General features: G+C 62.5%; 12 protein-coding genes. 3 read left to right on the top strand and 9 right to left on the bottom strand.

What is annotated here, in order from left to right; genetic code table 11:
• Positions 1–3 precede the first annotated feature (3 nt).
• From EI969_RS15795 to hflK (EI969_RS15780), 4 genes are read right to left on the bottom strand one after another with little or no spacing between them, the layout of a single operon-like run.
• The gene (locus EI969_RS15795) at positions 4–1,914 is read right to left on the bottom strand and encodes a cation-translocating P-type ATPase (RefSeq protein ID WP_160388603.1); all 1,911 of its coding nucleotides are present in this window, start codon (positions 1,912–1,914) and stop codon (positions 4–6) included.
• Positions 1,911–2,969, bottom strand: a complete 1,059-nt coding sequence (gene hflK, locus EI969_RS15790; RefSeq protein ID WP_160388602.1) for a protease modulator HflK — start codon at positions 2,967–2,969, stop codon at positions 1,911–1,913. Before hflK (EI969_RS15790) ends, EI969_RS15795 begins: the two co-directional genes overlap by 4 nt.
• Positions 2,966–4,000 carry a protease modulator HflC gene (gene hflC, locus EI969_RS15785; RefSeq protein WP_160388601.1) on the bottom strand — a complete coding sequence of 345 codons (1,035 nt, stop codon included), beginning with the start codon at positions 3,998–4,000 and terminating at the stop codon, positions 2,966–2,968. The genes hflK (EI969_RS15790) and hflC overlap by 4 nt, the downstream gene beginning before the upstream one ends.
• Positions 3,997–5,955, bottom strand: coding sequence for a protease modulator HflK (hflK, locus tag EI969_RS15780; protein WP_160388600.1), 1,959 nt, complete (start codon positions 5,953–5,955; stop codon positions 3,997–3,999). The genes hflC and hflK (EI969_RS15780) overlap by 4 nt, the downstream gene beginning before the upstream one ends.
• A 214-nt stretch (positions 5,956–6,169) precedes the next feature.
• Between hflK (EI969_RS15780) and lpdA the strand changes: the two genes are divergently transcribed.
• Entirely contained in the window at positions 6,170–7,570 is a 1,401-nt protein-coding gene (lpdA, locus tag EI969_RS15775) for a dihydrolipoyl dehydrogenase (RefSeq protein ID WP_160388599.1), read from the top strand.
• A gap of 94 nt (positions 7,571–7,664) precedes the next feature.
• Here the strand turns inward: lpdA and EI969_RS15770 are convergent, their stop codons facing one another.
• A complete protein-coding gene (locus tag EI969_RS15770; protein WP_160388598.1) occupies positions 7,665–8,138 on the bottom strand; it encodes an Lrp/AsnC family transcriptional regulator in 474 nt (157 codons plus the stop codon).
• Positions 8,139–8,283: 145 nt separating this feature from the next.
• Between EI969_RS15770 and EI969_RS15765 the strand changes: the two genes are divergently transcribed.
• The gene (locus tag EI969_RS15765) at positions 8,284–8,913 is read left to right on the top strand and encodes a LysE family translocator (protein WP_160388597.1); all 630 of its coding nucleotides are present in this window, start codon (positions 8,284–8,286) and stop codon (positions 8,911–8,913) included.
• Positions 8,850–9,050, top strand: coding sequence for a flagellar basal body protein (locus tag EI969_RS31005; RefSeq protein ID WP_371925966.1), 201 nt, complete (start codon positions 8,850–8,852; stop codon positions 9,048–9,050). Before EI969_RS15765 ends, EI969_RS31005 begins: the two co-directional genes overlap by 64 nt.
• A 1,968-nt stretch (positions 9,051–11,018) precedes the next feature.
• Here the strand turns inward: EI969_RS31005 and EI969_RS15755 are convergent.
• From EI969_RS15755 to EI969_RS15740, 4 genes are all read right to left on the bottom strand, one after another.
• The gene (locus EI969_RS15755) at positions 11,019–12,215 is read right to left on the bottom strand and encodes a DUF3142 domain-containing protein (RefSeq protein WP_160388595.1); all 1,197 of its coding nucleotides are present in this window, start codon (positions 12,213–12,215) and stop codon (positions 11,019–11,021) included.
• A 110-nt stretch (positions 12,216–12,325) separates the two neighbouring features.
• Entirely contained in the window at positions 12,326–14,356 is a 2,031-nt protein-coding gene (locus EI969_RS15750; RefSeq protein WP_160388594.1) for a pyridoxamine 5'-phosphate oxidase family protein, read from the bottom strand.
• Positions 14,357–14,419: 63 nt separating this feature from the next.
• The gene (locus EI969_RS15745) at positions 14,420–15,046 is read right to left on the bottom strand and encodes a glutathione S-transferase family protein (RefSeq protein ID WP_160388593.1); all 627 of its coding nucleotides are present in this window, start codon (positions 15,044–15,046) and stop codon (positions 14,420–14,422) included.
• A 126-nt stretch (positions 15,047–15,172) separates the two neighbouring features.
• Entirely contained in the window at positions 15,173–16,075 is a 903-nt protein-coding gene (locus EI969_RS15740) for a LysR family transcriptional regulator (protein WP_160388592.1), read from the bottom strand.
• Positions 16,076–16,492 lie beyond the last annotated feature (417 nt).

Genomic DNA, 16,492 nt, shown 5'->3' with positions numbered 1-16,492 from the left:
CCTTCAGGCATCATCCTTGAGTTTGAGCAGTGGCTCCTGGAACCGCAGCAATCGGCCGGCATTACCCAACACCAACAAGGTGCTGAGGTTATGCAGCAACGCGGCAATCATCGCACCGGCAGCACCCAGCCAGCCGAACGCGGCGAATGCGACGATGGCCAGGGTCCAGCCCAGCCCGATGATGACGTTGACCTGCAATGTCTGGCGGCATTGACGACTAAGGCGCACGCAAGTGCCGAGGCGGCGCAGGTCACTGCCGATCAGCACGATGTCTGCCGATGCCAGGGCGATGTCCGCGCCGCCGGCACCCATGGCCACACCGACCACACCGGCCTTGAGGGCCAGTGAATCGTTGATGCCATCGCCGACCACCATTGGCCGGAAGCCGCTGTCGATTTCCTTGAGCACGCGGTTGAGTTTGTCTTCGGGCAGGGCTTGCGCTTCGACGTCGCTGATCCCGACATCCCGGGCAAGCGTTTGCGCGACGCTGTGCCGGTCACCCGTGAGCAACAGCTGGCGACCCAATCCGAGATCGCGCAACTCCGCCAAGGCAAACTGCGCCTCGGGTTTGACGCTGTCGGCCAACAACAGCCAGGCAAGGAATTCACCGTTGAGCGCCAGTCCGGCAATCGGACCGTCGTGATCGGGAACGGCCGTCGTGCTGATGCCCAGTTGCGTGAACAACTCCGGTCGACCAAGCGCCGCTTCACCCTGTTCGGTCATCGCCACGACGCCCAGTCCCTGACGTTCATGTATGTCGCGAAGCGGCAGGAAATGCTCCTGGTCAACCAACCCCGCGAGCGCGCGACTCACCGGGTGACTGCTGGCCGAACCGAGGCTGGCCGCGAGCGTCAGGACATGGCTGCGGTCCTCCAGCGGACTGTCGATGGATTGCAGGCGCAAGGTACCGAAGGTCAACGTCCCGGTTTTGTCGACCACCAGCGAAGTCAGATCGGCCAGCTCTTCAAGGAATGCAGAGCTGCGAATCAGAATCCCGTGGCGGGCCGCTACGGCCACCCCGGCAATCGCCGTGGCCGGTGCCGACAACACCAGCGCACAAGGACAGGCAGCCACCAACACCGCGAGCATCGCTTGAGCGTTGTTGGTGATGAACCAGGTCACGGCAGCCAGCAGCAAAACCAACACCATGTAACTGCCGGCATAACGCTCCAGCAGTCGAGTGATCGGCGGCTTGGAGCGCTCGGCGTTTTGCATCAGCGCGATGACTTTGCCGAGGGTCGACTCATGGCCGGTGCGGGTCACTTCGATGCGCAGCAGGCCATCGAGGTTGATCGCGCCACCGAACACCGACATGCCGACGCCCGCCTCCATCGGCACCGATTCACCAGTAATGGAGGCGGTATCGAGACTGGCCTGACCGGACAACACCCGGCCATCCGCCGGCACTCGATCCCCTGCGCGCACCTCGACCAGATCGCCGGCCTTCAGCGTGCCGTTGTCGACTTCGATGATGGAGCCGTCCGCCTGCACTTTGCGTGCGTGGCTGCGGGTCAGTTTGCCAAGGGCGTGAATGGCTTCCTGTGAGCCGATGACGCTGCGCTCTTCAAGCACGTGGCCGAAGATCATGATGATCGGTAACAGCGCCGCCGTCAGCAGGTCCCCCGTGGCCCAGGCACCCAGCATGGCCAGGGCGATCAATTGATCGGTGATGCCGTGCAGGCTCGGATACCGCAAGCTGTACCAGGCCGAACGCATGACCGGCACGGCGACCAGCAGCGAGGCAAAACCCAGCAGCAACTGACTGACGCCAGTCTGTTCCGGCGCCAGCCAACGCCAGATCAGGCCCAGCGCAAGCAGGCCCAATGCGAGCATGGCCAGGGTCAACTGGCGCGCGGCACGGCGCTGTTCGGCCGAGGACAACAGGCTCGGTGCGACGGCGGATTGAGCGGTCATTGTGCAGCTCCCTGAATGATCAGCCGGGAATCGTCTTTGGGATCGACCGTGGTGACAGAGCCGGCCTGGCCGAGAATTTTCGGCATGCGCTCACGGTAAATCCGCAGCAGCATTTGCGGGTCAGTGCCCTGTTGTTGCGCCTTGGCCAGGCTCAACACCGTGGCCGTGTCGGTGGATGCTTTGGCCAGTCGTTCACTGGCCTGGGCATGGGCAACCTGTAATGTTCTGTCGGCTTGCTCGTTGGCAGTTTGCGTCAGCTTTTCGGCTTCGGTACGCGCATTGGCCACGGTTTTGTCGGCCTGCTGACTGGCAGTCAGGACCGCATTGAAGGCATTGACCGCCGGGCTTGGCAGACTCGATTGCACATCGACCCGTGCCACTTCGATCCCCAGTCCCTGCCCCGTCGCGGTGAGTTCTGCAAGACGCTGGTTGATACCCTGCACCAGATCGCCTCGTAACCGCTCGCGTCGTTCCGCCGCCTGATTGTCAGCGCCGATCAGCTCTGGTCGAGCAACCAGAATCGTGTCCAGATCCCGTGCGGCGGTGAGTGCCACAGCGCTGCGGGTGACCAAGCGATCCAGTGCCGGCAACACATGTTCACCCTGAAGCACGAATGCGTAAGGTTCGGTGACTTTGTAAAAAACCCGAACATCGAGTTGCACCACCCCGGCATCCCCCGTTAACAGATAACCGGAGCCTGCAAGGGCATCGCTGATCGGCGTGGCAAAACTGGCCACTCGATCTGCCTGTATCGCGGCATCACTGCGTAACAGACTTTCCACCCGACGCTCGATGACCCGGTCCGCCGCTGGCAACAAAGTCACCTGTTCGAAGGGTTGCGGCCAGGCCAGTAACAACCCGGCATTCTGAATGCGATCCAGCGCACCAAAATGCAAAACCACAGCACGATTTTGTGGATCTATCTGCCGCACATTGGAAAACGCCCACGCCAACGCCGCCAGCACCGTCACCGCGTACAAGGCAATAAATGCCAAGCGCCCGGCTTGAATCCAGGGGCTGCTCAACTCATTTGTTCCACGTGGAACCAAATTCATGGCTGCGACCCGGACTTGTTGTCGAGGCTCGGCGGACCGTCAACCAACACCCGGAACGGTGCCGCATCGGTGCGCAAAATCAGCTTGGTGCCCGGCGTCACCACCGTGCCCAAGGTGTCGAGCGAGCGCAGCAAGTTGTAGAGCTGCGGCGCCCCCGCATAGGCGCGACCGTAAATCTGCGCCGCCTCGACCCGCGATTGCGCTTCGATATCTGCTGCTTTCACCGTGGCATCGGCCTGCACAATCCGCGCATCACGCTCGGCGGCGGAACGGATTTGCGCCGCTTCACGCTTGCCGATCGCCGTGCGTTCAGTGGCGATGGTTTCACGCTCGGCGCGCATCCGGTCGACGGTCGCGGTGAGCGTCACCGAAGGCAGCGTCAATCGTTCGATGCCAACCTGCAGCACACGCACGCCATAAGTGGTGAGCAGTTGCTGATCGATTTGCTTGCGCAGTTGGGCTTCGAATTCGCCGATCCGTACCTGGCTGGCATCGGTATTCACCAGGTTCGCCAAGTCAAAACTGCTGGCGGTGGTCTCCAGTGCAGAGCCGACAAAGGTACGAATCTGTCGCGCTGCTTCATCGGGCTGGTTCTGCACCGCGCGCATGAAGCGTTGCACGTTGTCCGGATCACCCTGCACCTGCCACGCCACATACGCCTGAACGATGATGCGCAACCCATCCCGGGTGCCGACATCCTGCAAGCCGCTGGACGTGGTGCGCAGCCGCAGATCCACCGGGATCGCCGCTTCGAACGGAGCCGGCCAGCGCCAGCCCAGCCCCGGTTCCAGCAAGACGCGTGAAGGGTTGCCGAAACGCGTGATCACCGTGGCCTCCCCCGAGCGCACCTGCACCAGGCTCGCGGCAGCGACCGCGAACGCCACCAGCAATGCAGCCCACCCCATGCGACGCCACGGGAATGGACCGGCCTCTTGTGGATCACCGTGGTGGTGATGGCCGTGGTGGTGCCCGCCATGGCCGTGATCGTGGCCGGCGTGGTCATCGTGATCGTGAGTATGGGACTGGCTCAATTGGCAGCTCCTGGCTGAGCGGATTTACGCGACGGGGCAGGGTCAACCGGCAGCGTGAACGTACGGAGGTCGATGGTCGGCGCATTGCTGCTGCCGCCCAGACGATGATCGAGAACCAGCAATCTGGCGTTGGCCAAACCCTGGGACAACTGGCTGAAATACTGCTCCAGCACAAAGGCCTGACCCGCGCTGGCATAGGCTTTTTGCTCGGCGTTGAATTTCAGGGCCGCCGCCTCGGCGCCAGCATTGATCTCACGGGCGCTGGCCGTTGCCTGATCGCGGGCGATGCTGGCCTGCAACTGCGCCTGGTTGGTGGCCTCGGCAGCAGCGCCGCGCTCCCGGGCGATCAGCGCTTGCGCTGCAATCTGCGCCGCTTGCACGCCGTGATAGGCATTGGCTGCACCGGCCGGAGGGTGAATCGCCTCGACCACCGTGGCGAGAATCTCCACGCCGCTGTCGAGTTTTTGCAGGTCAGCCTGCACGGCGCGGCCGATTTCTTCGGCCAGCCCTACCCTGTCCTCACCCAGCAAACCGTCGAGGGTGCGCGAGGCGAAGTCATGAACCAGGATTCGGCTGGCAGTGCTGCGAATCAACATCGGCACATCGGCGCTGTTATAGGTCGCAGCCAACGCCGCCGCATCGCTCAGGCCAATGCGATAGACGAAACGCACGTCCATGTTGACGATCTGAAAGCTCTGCTTGTCAGCGCGGCTGCTGGCGATCACCTGGGATTTGTCGTTCACGTGGCTGGCGTCCCACAAGCGGTTGGCAATCGCCGGGGCCGGGCCTTCGGCGGGCTCGGCCTGAGCCGGGACCGAGGTTTCGCCGACACTGGTGGCCAGTTCATGAACAACGCCATTCTCGACACTCAACACGCGCCCCAATGGCCACGGCAAACCCAGATGCAAACCGGGGCCAAAGACCTCCACCGGCTTGCCGAAGCGCTCGTAAATACCCCGGCCTTGCAGGGCAATTTCGTGAATGCCGGTCAGCGACCAGCCGACCAGCGCGACCACCGCCAGCACCGGCAGCAACGCCCGGCGCATATAAGTGAAGGCCCAGATCTGCCGCAGATCGATGCCGAAGCGGTTATGCAGTTCGTGCTGCAGCGCCAGCAATGGCTGCGGTGGCCAGCGCAGCATGTCAGCGACAAAACTGCGCGCCAACAGCTCCGGTTCAAGGCGCTCGCGGCGCGGGCTGAACAAAGACAACACTGCACGCAGCAACAGTTCGGCCGCCACCAGCCCCGGCAGCAGCCCGATCAACACCGCCAGGCGTACGGGCCATACCGACGTTTCATTGGCAAACAGCAGGCAAAAGGCACCGAGGACCAGACTGATGATCGCCACGCGAGTCAATTGCGCCAACGCGTCGGCCTCAGGCCACTGCGCCGTGTTTTCCTGCGCAAGATGGCGCTCCATCACCAACAGACCGAAGGCCAACAGCAATGAGCACGCCGCCCCGACAGTGGCTGCCAGGCCCAGTGCCATCGGGGGCAACGCGAGGTTCCAGGCCTGTTCGACGCCCAACAACGCCAACAACGCCCAACCGCCAAGCCACAGCGTCGGCGCGCCGATTTGCCCGAGCAGGTTCAGCGATTGCCGACTGATCCGGTCCAGCAAGCGTTCATACCAGCCCAAAGGTTCGGCAGATTCCTCGACAACGACCTCGGGCACGACGGGATTCATGGCGCGGGCACGCCACCGGGCGACCCACCAGGCCGACTGCACACCCGCCATCAACAGCACAAACGCTGCGCTCAGATTCAGCAGCAGCGCTGGCCACAGCGTTTGCGACGCAAACAGCCCGGCAAACAGCGCCAACAACAGGCCCACGGTGGCGAGCAGCCCCGCACCGATGGCGAACTGGCGCAAACGCCGCCCTTGAATGAACGCCTGCTGAAAGCGCGGCAACCCGGCCAGCGGCGTTTCATCAACATCGAGATCGACTTGCATACCACTCCAGAGTGTCTTTGCTTATAGGGCAATACGTTACGATATAACGAAAGTGGTGAAATTTCCGTACACAAGTTCGCTATCTAAAGGCGCCCAACCTGTCGCTTACCTGAAGCCTTGACCGAATTGCTACGCCGCGCACATATTACGTTCGTAATTTTATTCAGGAACTACTTTTACCCATCCCTTCCCCTTTCGATCCAGGAGTACATCCATGAGCACTTATGACGTCGTGATACTCGGCGCAGGTCCCGGTGGTTACAACGCAGCGATCCGCGCAGGACAACTGGGTCTGAAGGCAGCCTGCGTGGAAGGACGCGCCACACTCGGCGGCACCTGCCTGAACGTCGGCTGCATGCCTTCCAAGGCATTGCTGCATGCCTCCGAACTGTACGAGGCGGCCATGGGTGCGGAATTCGCCAACCTGGGCATCGACGTCAAGCCGAGCCTCAACCTCGCCCAGATGATGAAGCAAAAGGATGAAAGCGTTACCGGGCTGACCAAGGGCATCGAGTTCCTGTTTCGCAAGAACAAGGTCGACTGGATCAAAGGCTGGGGCCGCATCGACGGGCCGGGCAAAGTCACGGTGACCGACAGCGCCGGCGGCAAGACCGAACTGAGCGCCAGGGACATCATCATCGCCACCGGGTCCGAGCCAATGCCCCTGCCCGGCGTGGATATCGACAACAAACGCATCCTCGATTCCACCGGTGCCCTGGCCCTGAAGGAGGTGCCCAAGCATCTGGTGGTGATCGGCGCCGGTGTGATCGGCCTGGAGCTGGGTTCGGTATGGCGACGCCTTGGGGCGCAGGTAACGGTAGTCGAGTTTCTCGACCGGATCTGCCCCGGTGTGGACATCGAGGCCGGCAAAACCCTGCAACGTTCCCTGGGCAAGCAAGGCTTGAGCTTTAAATTGAGCTCAAAAGTGACCAGCGCCACCGCCTCCGCCAACGGCGTGCAGCTCAGCATCGAGCCTGCCGCGGGAGGTGCCGCCGAGTTGCTGGAAGCCGACTACGTGCTGGTGGCCATCGGGCGCAGACCTTATACACAGGGCCTTGGCCTGGAGAACGTCGGCCTCGCCACCGACAAGCGCGGCATGCTCGCCAACAAAGGGCATCGCACCGAAGCCGCCGGGATCTGGGTGATTGGTGACGTGACCTCGGGCCCCATGCTCGCCCACAAGGCCGAGGACGAAGCCATGGCCTGCGTCGAGCAGATCGTCGGCAAGGCGGGCGAGGTCAACTATGACCTGATCCCCAGTGTGATCTACACCAGGCCGGAACTGGCCAGCGTCGGCAAGACCGAGGAGCAGCTCAAGGCTGAAGGCCGGGCGTACAAGGTTGGCAAATTCCCCTTTACCGCCAACAGCCGGGCGAAGATCAACCACGAAACCGAAGGCTTTGCCAAAGTGCTGGCCGATGAGCGCACGGACGAAGTCCTCGGCGTGCACCTGGTTGGCCCGAGCGTGAGCGAGATGATTGGCGAGTATTGCGTGGCCATGGAATTCAGCGCCTCGGCCGAAGACATCGCCCTGACCTGCCACCCACACCCGACCCGCTCCGAGGCGTTGCGTCAGGCGGCGATGAATGTGGAGGGGATGGCGACGCAGATGTAGTGACAGGTTTACCGCCATCGCGGGCAAGCCCGCTCCCACAGAGTTTGCGCTGTACCTGTGGGAGCGAGCTTGCTCGCGATGCTAACGACTCGGTCTAGAGCGGCAAATGCTCCAGCGGCAACGACCCCGGCGCCTTCACCGTGTGAATCGCAAAGTTGCTGCGGATGTCGCTCACACCCGGCAGCTTCAACAAGCGCCCGGTGAGAAAGCGGTCATAGGCACGCAAGTCCGGCACCACGACCTGCAACAGAAAATCCGACTCCCCTGACACCAGGAACGCCGAGATTACTTCCGGCAACGCCGTCACCGCCTGCCGAAAGCTTTCGGCCTGTTCGTCGTTATGACGCTCGACCTTGACCCCGACAAACACCGTCAGCCCCAACCCCACCTCATCGCGATCCAGATTGGCCTGGTAGCCACGAATGACCCCCGCTTCCTCAAGCATCCGCACTCGGCGCAAGCAGGGTGACGCCGACAGGCCGATCTCGTCTGCCAGTTGCACATTGCTCAGGCGGCCGTCCCGTTGCAGCGCGGCGAGGATCTTGCGGTCGTAGGCATCGAGTTTCATGGTTTGGCAGATCCTGATGGTTCAAGCGTGATTAGCTGGCAGATTATGCCAATACCGCAGCCGATAGAAGCTGACAACGCAAGCACCTGCCCCGCCCTCCCGCCATAGACTGGCACCACCGAATCGACAACGAATGGGGTGCAACATGCAGGGGCTCTGGCTGTTTTTCATGGCGCTGGCGGTGGTTTATCTTCTGCCGGGGCCTGACATGATCCTGCTGTTGCAGACCGGCGCCCGCCAGGGCAAAGGCGCCGCGCTGGCCACGGCCGTGGGGTTGGGCATCGCCCGGGGTTGTCATGTGGCATTGGCGGCGTTGGGGCTGGCGGCGCTGTTCAAGGCAGCGCCCTGGACCTTCGATGTGGTGCGCCTGGCAGGCGCCGCGTACTTGCTGTGGATCGGCGTTCAGTGCTTGCGAACTACCCTGCTGCCATCCCTCGGCAGCGCCGACGCAACCGGTGAAAAACCGCGCTGGGGTGCAGCCATCCAACGCGGGTTGCTGACCAACCTGCTCAACCCCAAGGCACTGCTGTTCTGCTCGGTGCTGCTACCGCAGTTCATCAATCCGCAGGCCGGGCCGGTGCTCGGACAATTTGCGACCCTGGGCGTGGTGCTGGTCGGCGTCGGCTTGCTGTTCGACAGCGCTTACGCCCTGGTCGGTGCTGCACTCGGTCGCTGGCTGCAACGCAGCCCTTCGGCCCAGCGCCTGCAACAATGGCTGTTCGGCAGCCTGTTGATCGGTTTCGCCGTGCGGCTGACCTTTGTGCAACAGGCTTGAGCGTTTACCGTGCCTTGCGGCGTCGCTTGAACATCATCAGCGCGAATGTCGCGAACGCCAGTACGCTACCGATCTGCAACGGCGTCTTGTACGGACGCAAGGCCGAACGCGCAGCGTCGGTGACTTGGGTCACGTAGCGTTTATCGGCGTTCTCGAAGTCGGGATACGGGCACTGGTGGCCGAAATCGGCAGCCCATTCCACGTAAGGCCCTTCTTTGACATAACGCTGATAAATCGCGCTTTGCTCCGCGAGGCTGCTGTTCCACCCCGACGCCTCGCACAGCACCGCCGCGAACGCCTGACTGGTGTGAGGCAAGTTATCCGCCGCCTTGCTCGCCAGCGCCGTGGCCACGAAACGATAGTGGTAACGCTGATCGGGCTGGGCAGCACTGGCCTGCTGACGCTTCACTTCGTCCTCGGCCACCAATGGACCGACCTTGAGTTCGGCGTTTTCAAGTATGAAGTTACCGCCGAGGGTGGCGTAGTCCGGGGCCATTTCATAACCCAGAATGTCCATGCCCCATTCGCGCGCGGTCCAGGCTGCGTTGAACAGCGCAGCGGCGCGGCGGGTCGGCCACCAGGCTGAATCAGCCGCCTGGCGTTGCTCGCCATACAGCCTGGCCTTGTGGCGCAAGCCGTCATTATCGAAGTACGCCAGCGCTTGCTCGTAATGCCCCTCGCGCAGCAAACGCCGCCCCAGCAGATTGCGCAGGCTCGCCGCCACCGGCAACGGCACGTAATTGTCACGCTCCTGCTGGGTGAGCGGCGGCGGCGCCGGCACTTGGGTGTCGACGTACTGCTTGAGCTCTTCGAGGGTCAACACGCGCTCGGCAACGGTGGCGGCGTCGAACCAGTAAATGCTTTGGCTGCGATACAGCTGGTCGAAGGCTTGCAGGTAGTCGCCGCGTTGCAGGGCCAGGATCGCGCTTTCACCCTCGACCCGGCATTTTGGCTGCAGCGATTCGTAATCGTAGTCCGGCGTTAGTCGATCGCCCCAGGATTCATTCTGCGGGAAGGCCTGGGCCGCTTTGGCGTAGGCTGCGGCGGCCGCGGTTTTATCGCCGTCGCGCACTGCCAGTTTTGCCCGCAGCCACCAGGCCAGACCGCCATCGCCGGCATGTTCGAGGAAGGCCTTGGCGCTGGCGTAATCACCCTGTTGATAATTCATCGCCGCCAGGCGATCGGCGTTGTCGAGACTTCCGCGGGTACTGTTTTGCAGCAACTTGATCATTTTTTGTTCGTTGGCCGGTTGATCACCGAACGACCAGCCCAACCGACTGATCAGCGATGCGGTCACCAACTGCTGCACGGGCTGGCCCTTGAGCAGCTCGGCTACTTGATCCTCCGGCAGCGTCATCAGGTCCGCCATCAATAGCTTCAGCGAGGTGTAGCCCACCGCAGAGCCGTGCAGATTTTGCGTGGCGTACAGCTCGATAGCACGGTTCCAGTCGCCAGCGGTGCGCACCACCCGGGCTTCTTCGCCGAGGCTGGCGACGCCCAGCTCCAGCGGATCGCTGAAGCCGTCGATGCTCAACTGCCGGGTTTGCTCGAAGGCCTTTGCCGATTGCTCGAGCAGATCCGGCGCCGCATCGGCTTCGGCGCTCATGGCGAACAACGCGCGCCCCAGCGAGTAGGCCGCCCAGGTGCTGCGCGTAGCCCGTTGCTCGGCGGGCAAGGCCAGCACTTTCTTGAAGTAACTGGCGGCCAAGGCACTGTCGCCCGCGCCAAATGCCACGGCACCGGCCAGGTACCACCTGAGCTCGGGCGGCAGTTGCGCGCCTTCGGTTTCAACCTGACGGGCATCGGTCAGGCTGCGCAGGTGTTTGACCAACACTTGTTGCTCTGCGGAAAGCCCGACCTGCTCGGCCTGGTCCCGCAGCGCTACAGAGTCAGGTTCATCGCTGTAGTCGGCGCCAGCGGTGACATTCTTCAAGCCGTTGATGGCGTGGCCGAGGCGGCTGACTTCGAAGCTGAAGTTGCCCTCGGGCAATTCCGCCAGCGACTGGCCACGGTTATCCAGCAGGCGCATGGGGAAGTCCGGGCCGCAGGCCAACGCCGAGCCCAGCGGCAGGCTGAGGCTCAGGCAAAGTAAATGACGCGGCCAGTTACGGGTGAACATTCGAACCTCCTTGATCAATTTTTGCGCAGCGAGCCCAACCGATGGCGCGCTGTCCGCCGGCCGGAATTCGGCCATCGCGCAGGCGGGTGAAGGTAATCAGATCCGGTCGCTGTTGCAACGCGTAACCGGCCAGGGCATCGGCCCCTTCGCAGCCGCTGACTGCCAGTGTCAGGCGTTCGGGCCAGGCGCTGTCGAGGTTGCCCTGGTTGCTGATGCCGATGTCATAGAGGCCATTGTCGCCCGAGAGTTTCAACGTCAACCGACTGTCGAGGACATCACCACGCGCCACGGCGCGCAAGGTCGTCAAGCTCCAGGCCCGGCGGTCGTTGGCCAAAGGCAGGCGAAACCAGATCAGCCCCGCCAGATGTTTCGGTGGATCGGCACGCAGTTCGGTGCCGAGGGTACGCAGTGACTGTGGATCGGCGAGTAACTCCCGGCGCCGGCCTTCACGCTCCAGCGTCACTTCGCTTTCTACAAGCGGCGCGCCATCCGCCGACGGCAGCAACGCCACGCCGTAGGCCGGCAGCGCCAGATAGAACGGTTTTGTCGTGACGCGGCTCCAGGCCTTTGCCCATTGCAGGGCCTGATCGGCATCGAACAAGCCGCGACGCGGATCGCTCACTGCGTGCACCTGCAACACGCTGCTGTCGACTGTGGATAACAACGCCGGCAGTTCGCGACTGTCGAGCCAGGACGGCAACGCGGTGATGCTCAGCGCCAGCGAAGCCGGCAACGCTTCACGCAATTGCGCGAGAAATTCGCGGTACGCCGGTAGCCGGGCATTACCCGCATCGTGGTCGATTTCCACGCCTGCAAGGTTCAACCCTAGCTCCTGCCAGTCGCTGATCACCTGGCGGATTTGCGCGGTGACCTCTTCCTGATCCAGCGCCTTGAGCTGCCCGTCCAGGCGCACCACCGCAATCACCGGCCGGCCATCGCGCTTGAGCAACGGCGGATCTATTCGGGCACGGCTCCAGCCGGCATTGGGGAAGGCTTGCAAGGCCAGCACCCGCAGCGTCGAAAAGTCTGCACGGCTGTCCCTGAGGGCGGCGTCGTGGGCCGGCGTCCACTGCCGCTGCCAGACGTAGAGTTGCTGGTCCAGCGGCGGTGCATCCTGTCTTTCGCAACCGGTGATGAGCGCCAGCGCCATCAACAAGACGATCGAGCGAGTGAAAAAAACCATTAAAACGCCTGTTCCTGAAATGCAGAAAGGGCCTCTGCGGCCCTTTTTCGTTCTGCCCCCTACCCTACCCAGCCATCGACCGGCGGGCAATGTTGGCCTGCAATCCTGCTTCAGATATCGAGCACCAGCGGCTGCGCTCCCTGCGCCGGAATCGCACAGCAAATCAGCACGTGTCCGTCATCCGGCACTTCCGCCGGCGGCAACGGGTAATGCACCTGGCCGCTGATCAAGCGCGTCTTGCAGGTGCCGCAGGAGCCGCCGCGACAACTGAATTCCGGGCGCAGGCCACGGCTTTCCGCCAACTCCAGCAAGCTGCCGCCCTCCGGCTGCCAGCGCGCTTCCTTGGCCGAGCGCTGGAACACCACGGGCACCGACGTGGTGGCGGCCGGTGGTTGCTCGATGACGACCGCATCGGGGTCGGGACGCCGGCGCAAGGTGGACGGGCCGAAGGTTTCGGCGTGAATCCGCGAATCGCGGATATCCAGTTCGCGCAGGCCGTCGTACAGCGCCTGGGTAAAACTTCCGGGGCCACAGACGACAAAATCCGGCTGATCATAGTCCTCGACTGTCAGCAGATCCTTGAGCAGCGCGACGTCGATCCGTCCAATGTGGTCGAAATCCTCGCCCTGCATCGCCTCGGCTTCCGGTTGGCTGAGCAAGCGCACCACCCGCACCGCGTCACCGGCGTCTTCGAGCAAGCGATCCAGTTCACGGCGAAAAGGCTGGTCGGCCAGCGTTCGCGAACTCTGGATAAACCATGTCGGGCGGATACGACGAGTGCGCAAGCCCTGGTAAACCACCTCGCGCACCATCGACAACAGCGGCGTGATGCCCACTCCGGCCGCCAGCAACACCAGTGGCCGATGCTCATGGGGCGCCACGGTGAAATGTCCTTGCGGCGCCCGCGCCTCCAACAGGTCGCCGACCCGAATCTGCTCATGCAAATGCGTAGAGACCCGCCCGTCACGCTTGACGCTGATGCGGAAAAAATCATCGGACGGTGCGCTGGATAAACTGTACGTGCGGATGTGCACTTCACCATCAATGTTGAAGCGCAGGGGCAAATGCTGCCCGGCCTGGAACAGCGGCAATCCGGCTCCGTCGGCGGGCTCCAGGTAAATCGAGCGAATGTTCTGGCTTTGCGCTTCAATCCGCGTCACCCGCAATGGTCGCCATTGATCGCCCAGGGCTTTGGCGTGCAAACGCGCCGAGGCCTGCTCCCATGTGCCGGTGAGCAAACTGGTGGGCGATACGCCGTCGAAGCGCCAACGCAGCGCCAGGGCGGCGGGGCGACGCACGACGTGCTCGACATCGATTGTCCACAGGCGCTCAGCGCCCTGGAACGCCTCGACCTGCGGGCCCTCGAGGATGATCTCGGTGCGCCCGCTGAGCTGCAGCAAATCACCGGTATTGAAATCGATGAACAACAGCCCGGCGCGGGGATTGAGCAGCAGGTTGCCCAGGGTGTTGAAATGCAGGTTGCCGGCGAAGTCCGGAATGGTCAGGCGGTTGCCTTCCACGCGCACGAAACCGGTCTGGCCGCCACGGTGCGATACGTCCACCGAACGTTCACCATCGTCATCTACATAACTGGCAACGAAGAACGTGTCCGCCTCGGCAATCATGGCTCTGGCCACGTCATCCAGTTCGTTGAAATGCCGGGCGGCACGGGTCGCAGGATCGGTCAGCGGCACCGAGCGAAACTGGCGCAACTGAATGTACTGCGGGCAATTGCCGAAGGACTGGTCCACCGTCACCCCGAAGCCACCCGCCGTCATGGCGCGGACATGGCCATTGATGCGGTTGCGACGGCGGGTATGCAGCTCGATGCCCAACAGGCCGATGGCCGACCCGTCGCTCAACTGCGCAGGATCATCAAGGGCAGGCAGGCTGGCAAATTGCAGCAGCCCAGGTTCTGGTGAGTGGGCGAAACCGGGTTGGCCTTCAAGGATACTGGCCCAGGGATGACCGTCGGTATCCACCGCCCCGTACAGCATGAACGGCAATTGCTGATAGAACGTGCGGTGCTGGTCCGGCATCTCGCTGCGAATGACCTTGCGACCGAAAATCTCCATTCGTTCGGCAACGCCCACATGCGCCTGCAACTGTTTCTCGCCGGCATGCCAGGGTGAACGGTCCATAGGGTTTCTCCCCTGCGCCAGCGGCGCAGAACGGGGCGGCCCGGCAATTGCGGGCCGCCAGCATCAGGCAGTTTTTTGCAGACCGGCGACGGTGCGCGGCATGCCGACAAAACCTGGCAAGGCTTCGATGCGGGCCAGCCAGGCGCGAATATTGGCGTACTCGTCGAGCGACACATTGCCCTCCGGCGCATGGGCGATGTAACTGTAGGCGGCGATATCGGCAATCGTCGGTTCAGTGCCGGCCAGATACGCTGTATTGGCCAATTCGTGATCGATCACCTTGAGCACGGAATGGGCATAGGGAATAACCTCATCAGCGTTGTAAGGCGCGCCAAACACCGTGATCAATCTGGCACGCGCAGGGCCGAAGGCAATCGGGCCGGCAGCGGCCGACAACCAGCGCTGAACCTTGGCCGCCCCCACCGGATCAGTCGGCAGCCAGCGACCGTTGCCGTACTTTTGCGCCAGATAAACCAGAATCGCGTTGGAGTCGGCCAACACCACGCCCTGGTCATCGATCACCGGCACCTGACCGAATGCATTGAGCGCCAAGTACGCTGGTTGCTTGTGTTCGCCCTTGGCGAGGTCAACGAAGATCAATTCGGTCGGCAATTTCAGCAGGGACAGCATCAACTCGACACGATGAGCGTGGCCGGAACGTGGGAAGTTGTAGAGTTTGATCGCTTGCATGGTCGACACCTCGGATCGGTGGGGCTGCTCAGGAAGAGCAGCGCCGGTGGGTCGTATCTTCCGCCCACAACCAAAACATCAGAATAACCAGCAAACGCAATCCATTATTTCAGCAGACGAAACAATTCAACCTTCGAGCGCCGGATGTTCGCGCAAGGTCTTCACCGCGAAATCGACAAAACTGCGCACCCGGGCCGGGGCTTTGCGCCCGCCCTGATAGAGCACATGGATGGGTAATGGCGGCAGTTCGAAGTCGGCCAGAACGATCTCCAGCTCACCGGCGGCCACTTTACCCGCCACTTGGTAAGACAGCACCCGCGTGAACCCCAACCCCAGGCAGGCTGCCGTGATGGCCGCCTGGTTCGCTGTCACGACCAGACGCGGCTCGGCCCGGACACTCAGGGTTTCGCCGTCTTCGACAAAGGGCCAACTCCTCAATTGGCCAATCGCAGAGGTCGCGATAATCGGCGCCTGAGCCAGTTCCTGTGGATGCACGGGCCGACCATGGCTGGCCAGGTACTGTGGCGATGCGCAGATCACCCGCCGCACCTCGCCCACGCGGATCGCATGCTGATTGCTGTCGGGTAGCTCGCCGATGCGGATGGCCACATCGACGCCCTCCTCCACCACGCTCACGACCCGGTCGACCAGCAGCGCATTGATGCAGACCTCAGGGAATTGCGTCAGGTAGCTGACCATCAACGGCGTGACAAACAGCTCGCCAAACAAAACCGGGGCGGTGATGGTCAGTTGCCCACGAGGATGGATATGGCTGCCTGCGGCCGAGTCTTCCGCTTCCTGCACCTCGGCGAGAATTCTCCGACAGTCCTCCAGGTATCGCTGACCGGCCTCGCTCAAATACACGCTGCGCGTGGTACGCGTGAGCAGTTGCGTGCCTATTCGTTTCTCCAGCGCCGCCACTGCTCGGGTCACGCTGGCCGCCGACAGCCCCAGACGCCGCGCCGCCGCCGAAAAACCCTGGTCCTGGGCGACGGCGGCGAAGACCTGCATTTCCTGGAAGCGGTCCATGGGCATGTCCTCATTTCAAATAGATAAGTCGCAAGTGAAGGCCGACGGTTAGCGGCAACGCTCAACCCGCTAGTTGGGCAACCCACCATCAAGTAAATCAACGGGCTACAGCACTCTGACGCCAGCACTTAAAAAACCAAGGGTGGCACAAACCGCGAAGAGCGGGCCCGCGATTATTGATAATTAATGAGGATTATTTTCTTGCGACGGATGCGACCGCTGGCAATTATCCGGCCCCGCCCGCTGCAACGGCAAACTTCCAGCCTGTGTAAACAGGCGGAATATAAGACTGCTCCTATACTACAAGCCACACTGCTACCTATTGAGCTTTAGCAGGTACCTCGTTGAATTTTCCCTACATTAAATAAGGCGTTAGTTGTTAACACTTGGACGGCTGTCCATCGATCCTGCTTTCAA

It is taken from the genome of Pseudomonas sp. PB101 (genome assembly GCF_009764265.1).
Lineage (GTDB): Bacteria > Pseudomonadota > Gammaproteobacteria > Pseudomonadales > Pseudomonadaceae > Aquipseudomonas.
The sequence above is the reverse complement of the archived record's forward strand: the minus strand, read 5'-3'. Positions and strand labels throughout refer to the sequence as shown.

What these genes read in the sequence shown, in the direction of transcription:
- EI969_RS15795 (WP_160388603.1), bottom strand. Translation starts at nt 1,914, where the DNA reads ATGACCGCTCAATCCGCCGTCGCACCGAGCCTGTTGTCCTCGGCCGAA.
- hflK (WP_160388602.1), bottom strand. Translation starts at nt 2,969, where the DNA reads ATGAATTTGGTTCCACGTGGAACAAATGAGTTGAGCAGCCCCTGGATT.
- hflK (WP_160388600.1), bottom strand. Translation starts at nt 5,955, where the DNA reads ATGCAAGTCGATCTCGATGTTGATGAAACGCCGCTGGCCGGGTTGCCG.
- lpdA (WP_160388599.1), top strand. Translation starts at nt 6,170, where the DNA reads ATGAGCACTTATGACGTCGTGATACTCGGCGCAGGTCCCGGTGGTTAC.
- EI969_RS15770 (WP_160388598.1), bottom strand. Translation starts at nt 8,138, where the DNA reads ATGAAACTCGATGCCTACGACCGCAAGATCCTCGCCGCGCTGCAACGG.
- EI969_RS15765 (WP_160388597.1), top strand. Translation starts at nt 8,284, where the DNA reads ATGCAGGGGCTCTGGCTGTTTTTCATGGCGCTGGCGGTGGTTTATCTT.
- EI969_RS31005 (WP_371925966.1), top strand. Translation starts at nt 8,850, where the DNA reads ATGGCTGTTCGGCAGCCTGTTGATCGGTTTCGCCGTGCGGCTGACCTT.
- EI969_RS15755 (WP_160388595.1), bottom strand. Translation starts at nt 12,215, where the DNA reads ATGGTTTTTTTCACTCGCTCGATCGTCTTGTTGATGGCGCTGGCGCTC.
- EI969_RS15750 (WP_160388594.1), bottom strand. Translation starts at nt 14,356, where the DNA reads ATGGACCGTTCACCCTGGCATGCCGGCGAGAAACAGTTGCAGGCGCAT.
- EI969_RS15745 (WP_160388593.1), bottom strand. Translation starts at nt 15,046, where the DNA reads ATGCAAGCGATCAAACTCTACAACTTCCCACGTTCCGGCCACGCTCAT.
- EI969_RS15740 (WP_160388592.1), bottom strand. Translation starts at nt 16,075, where the DNA reads ATGGACCGCTTCCAGGAAATGCAGGTCTTCGCCGCCGTCGCCCAGGAC.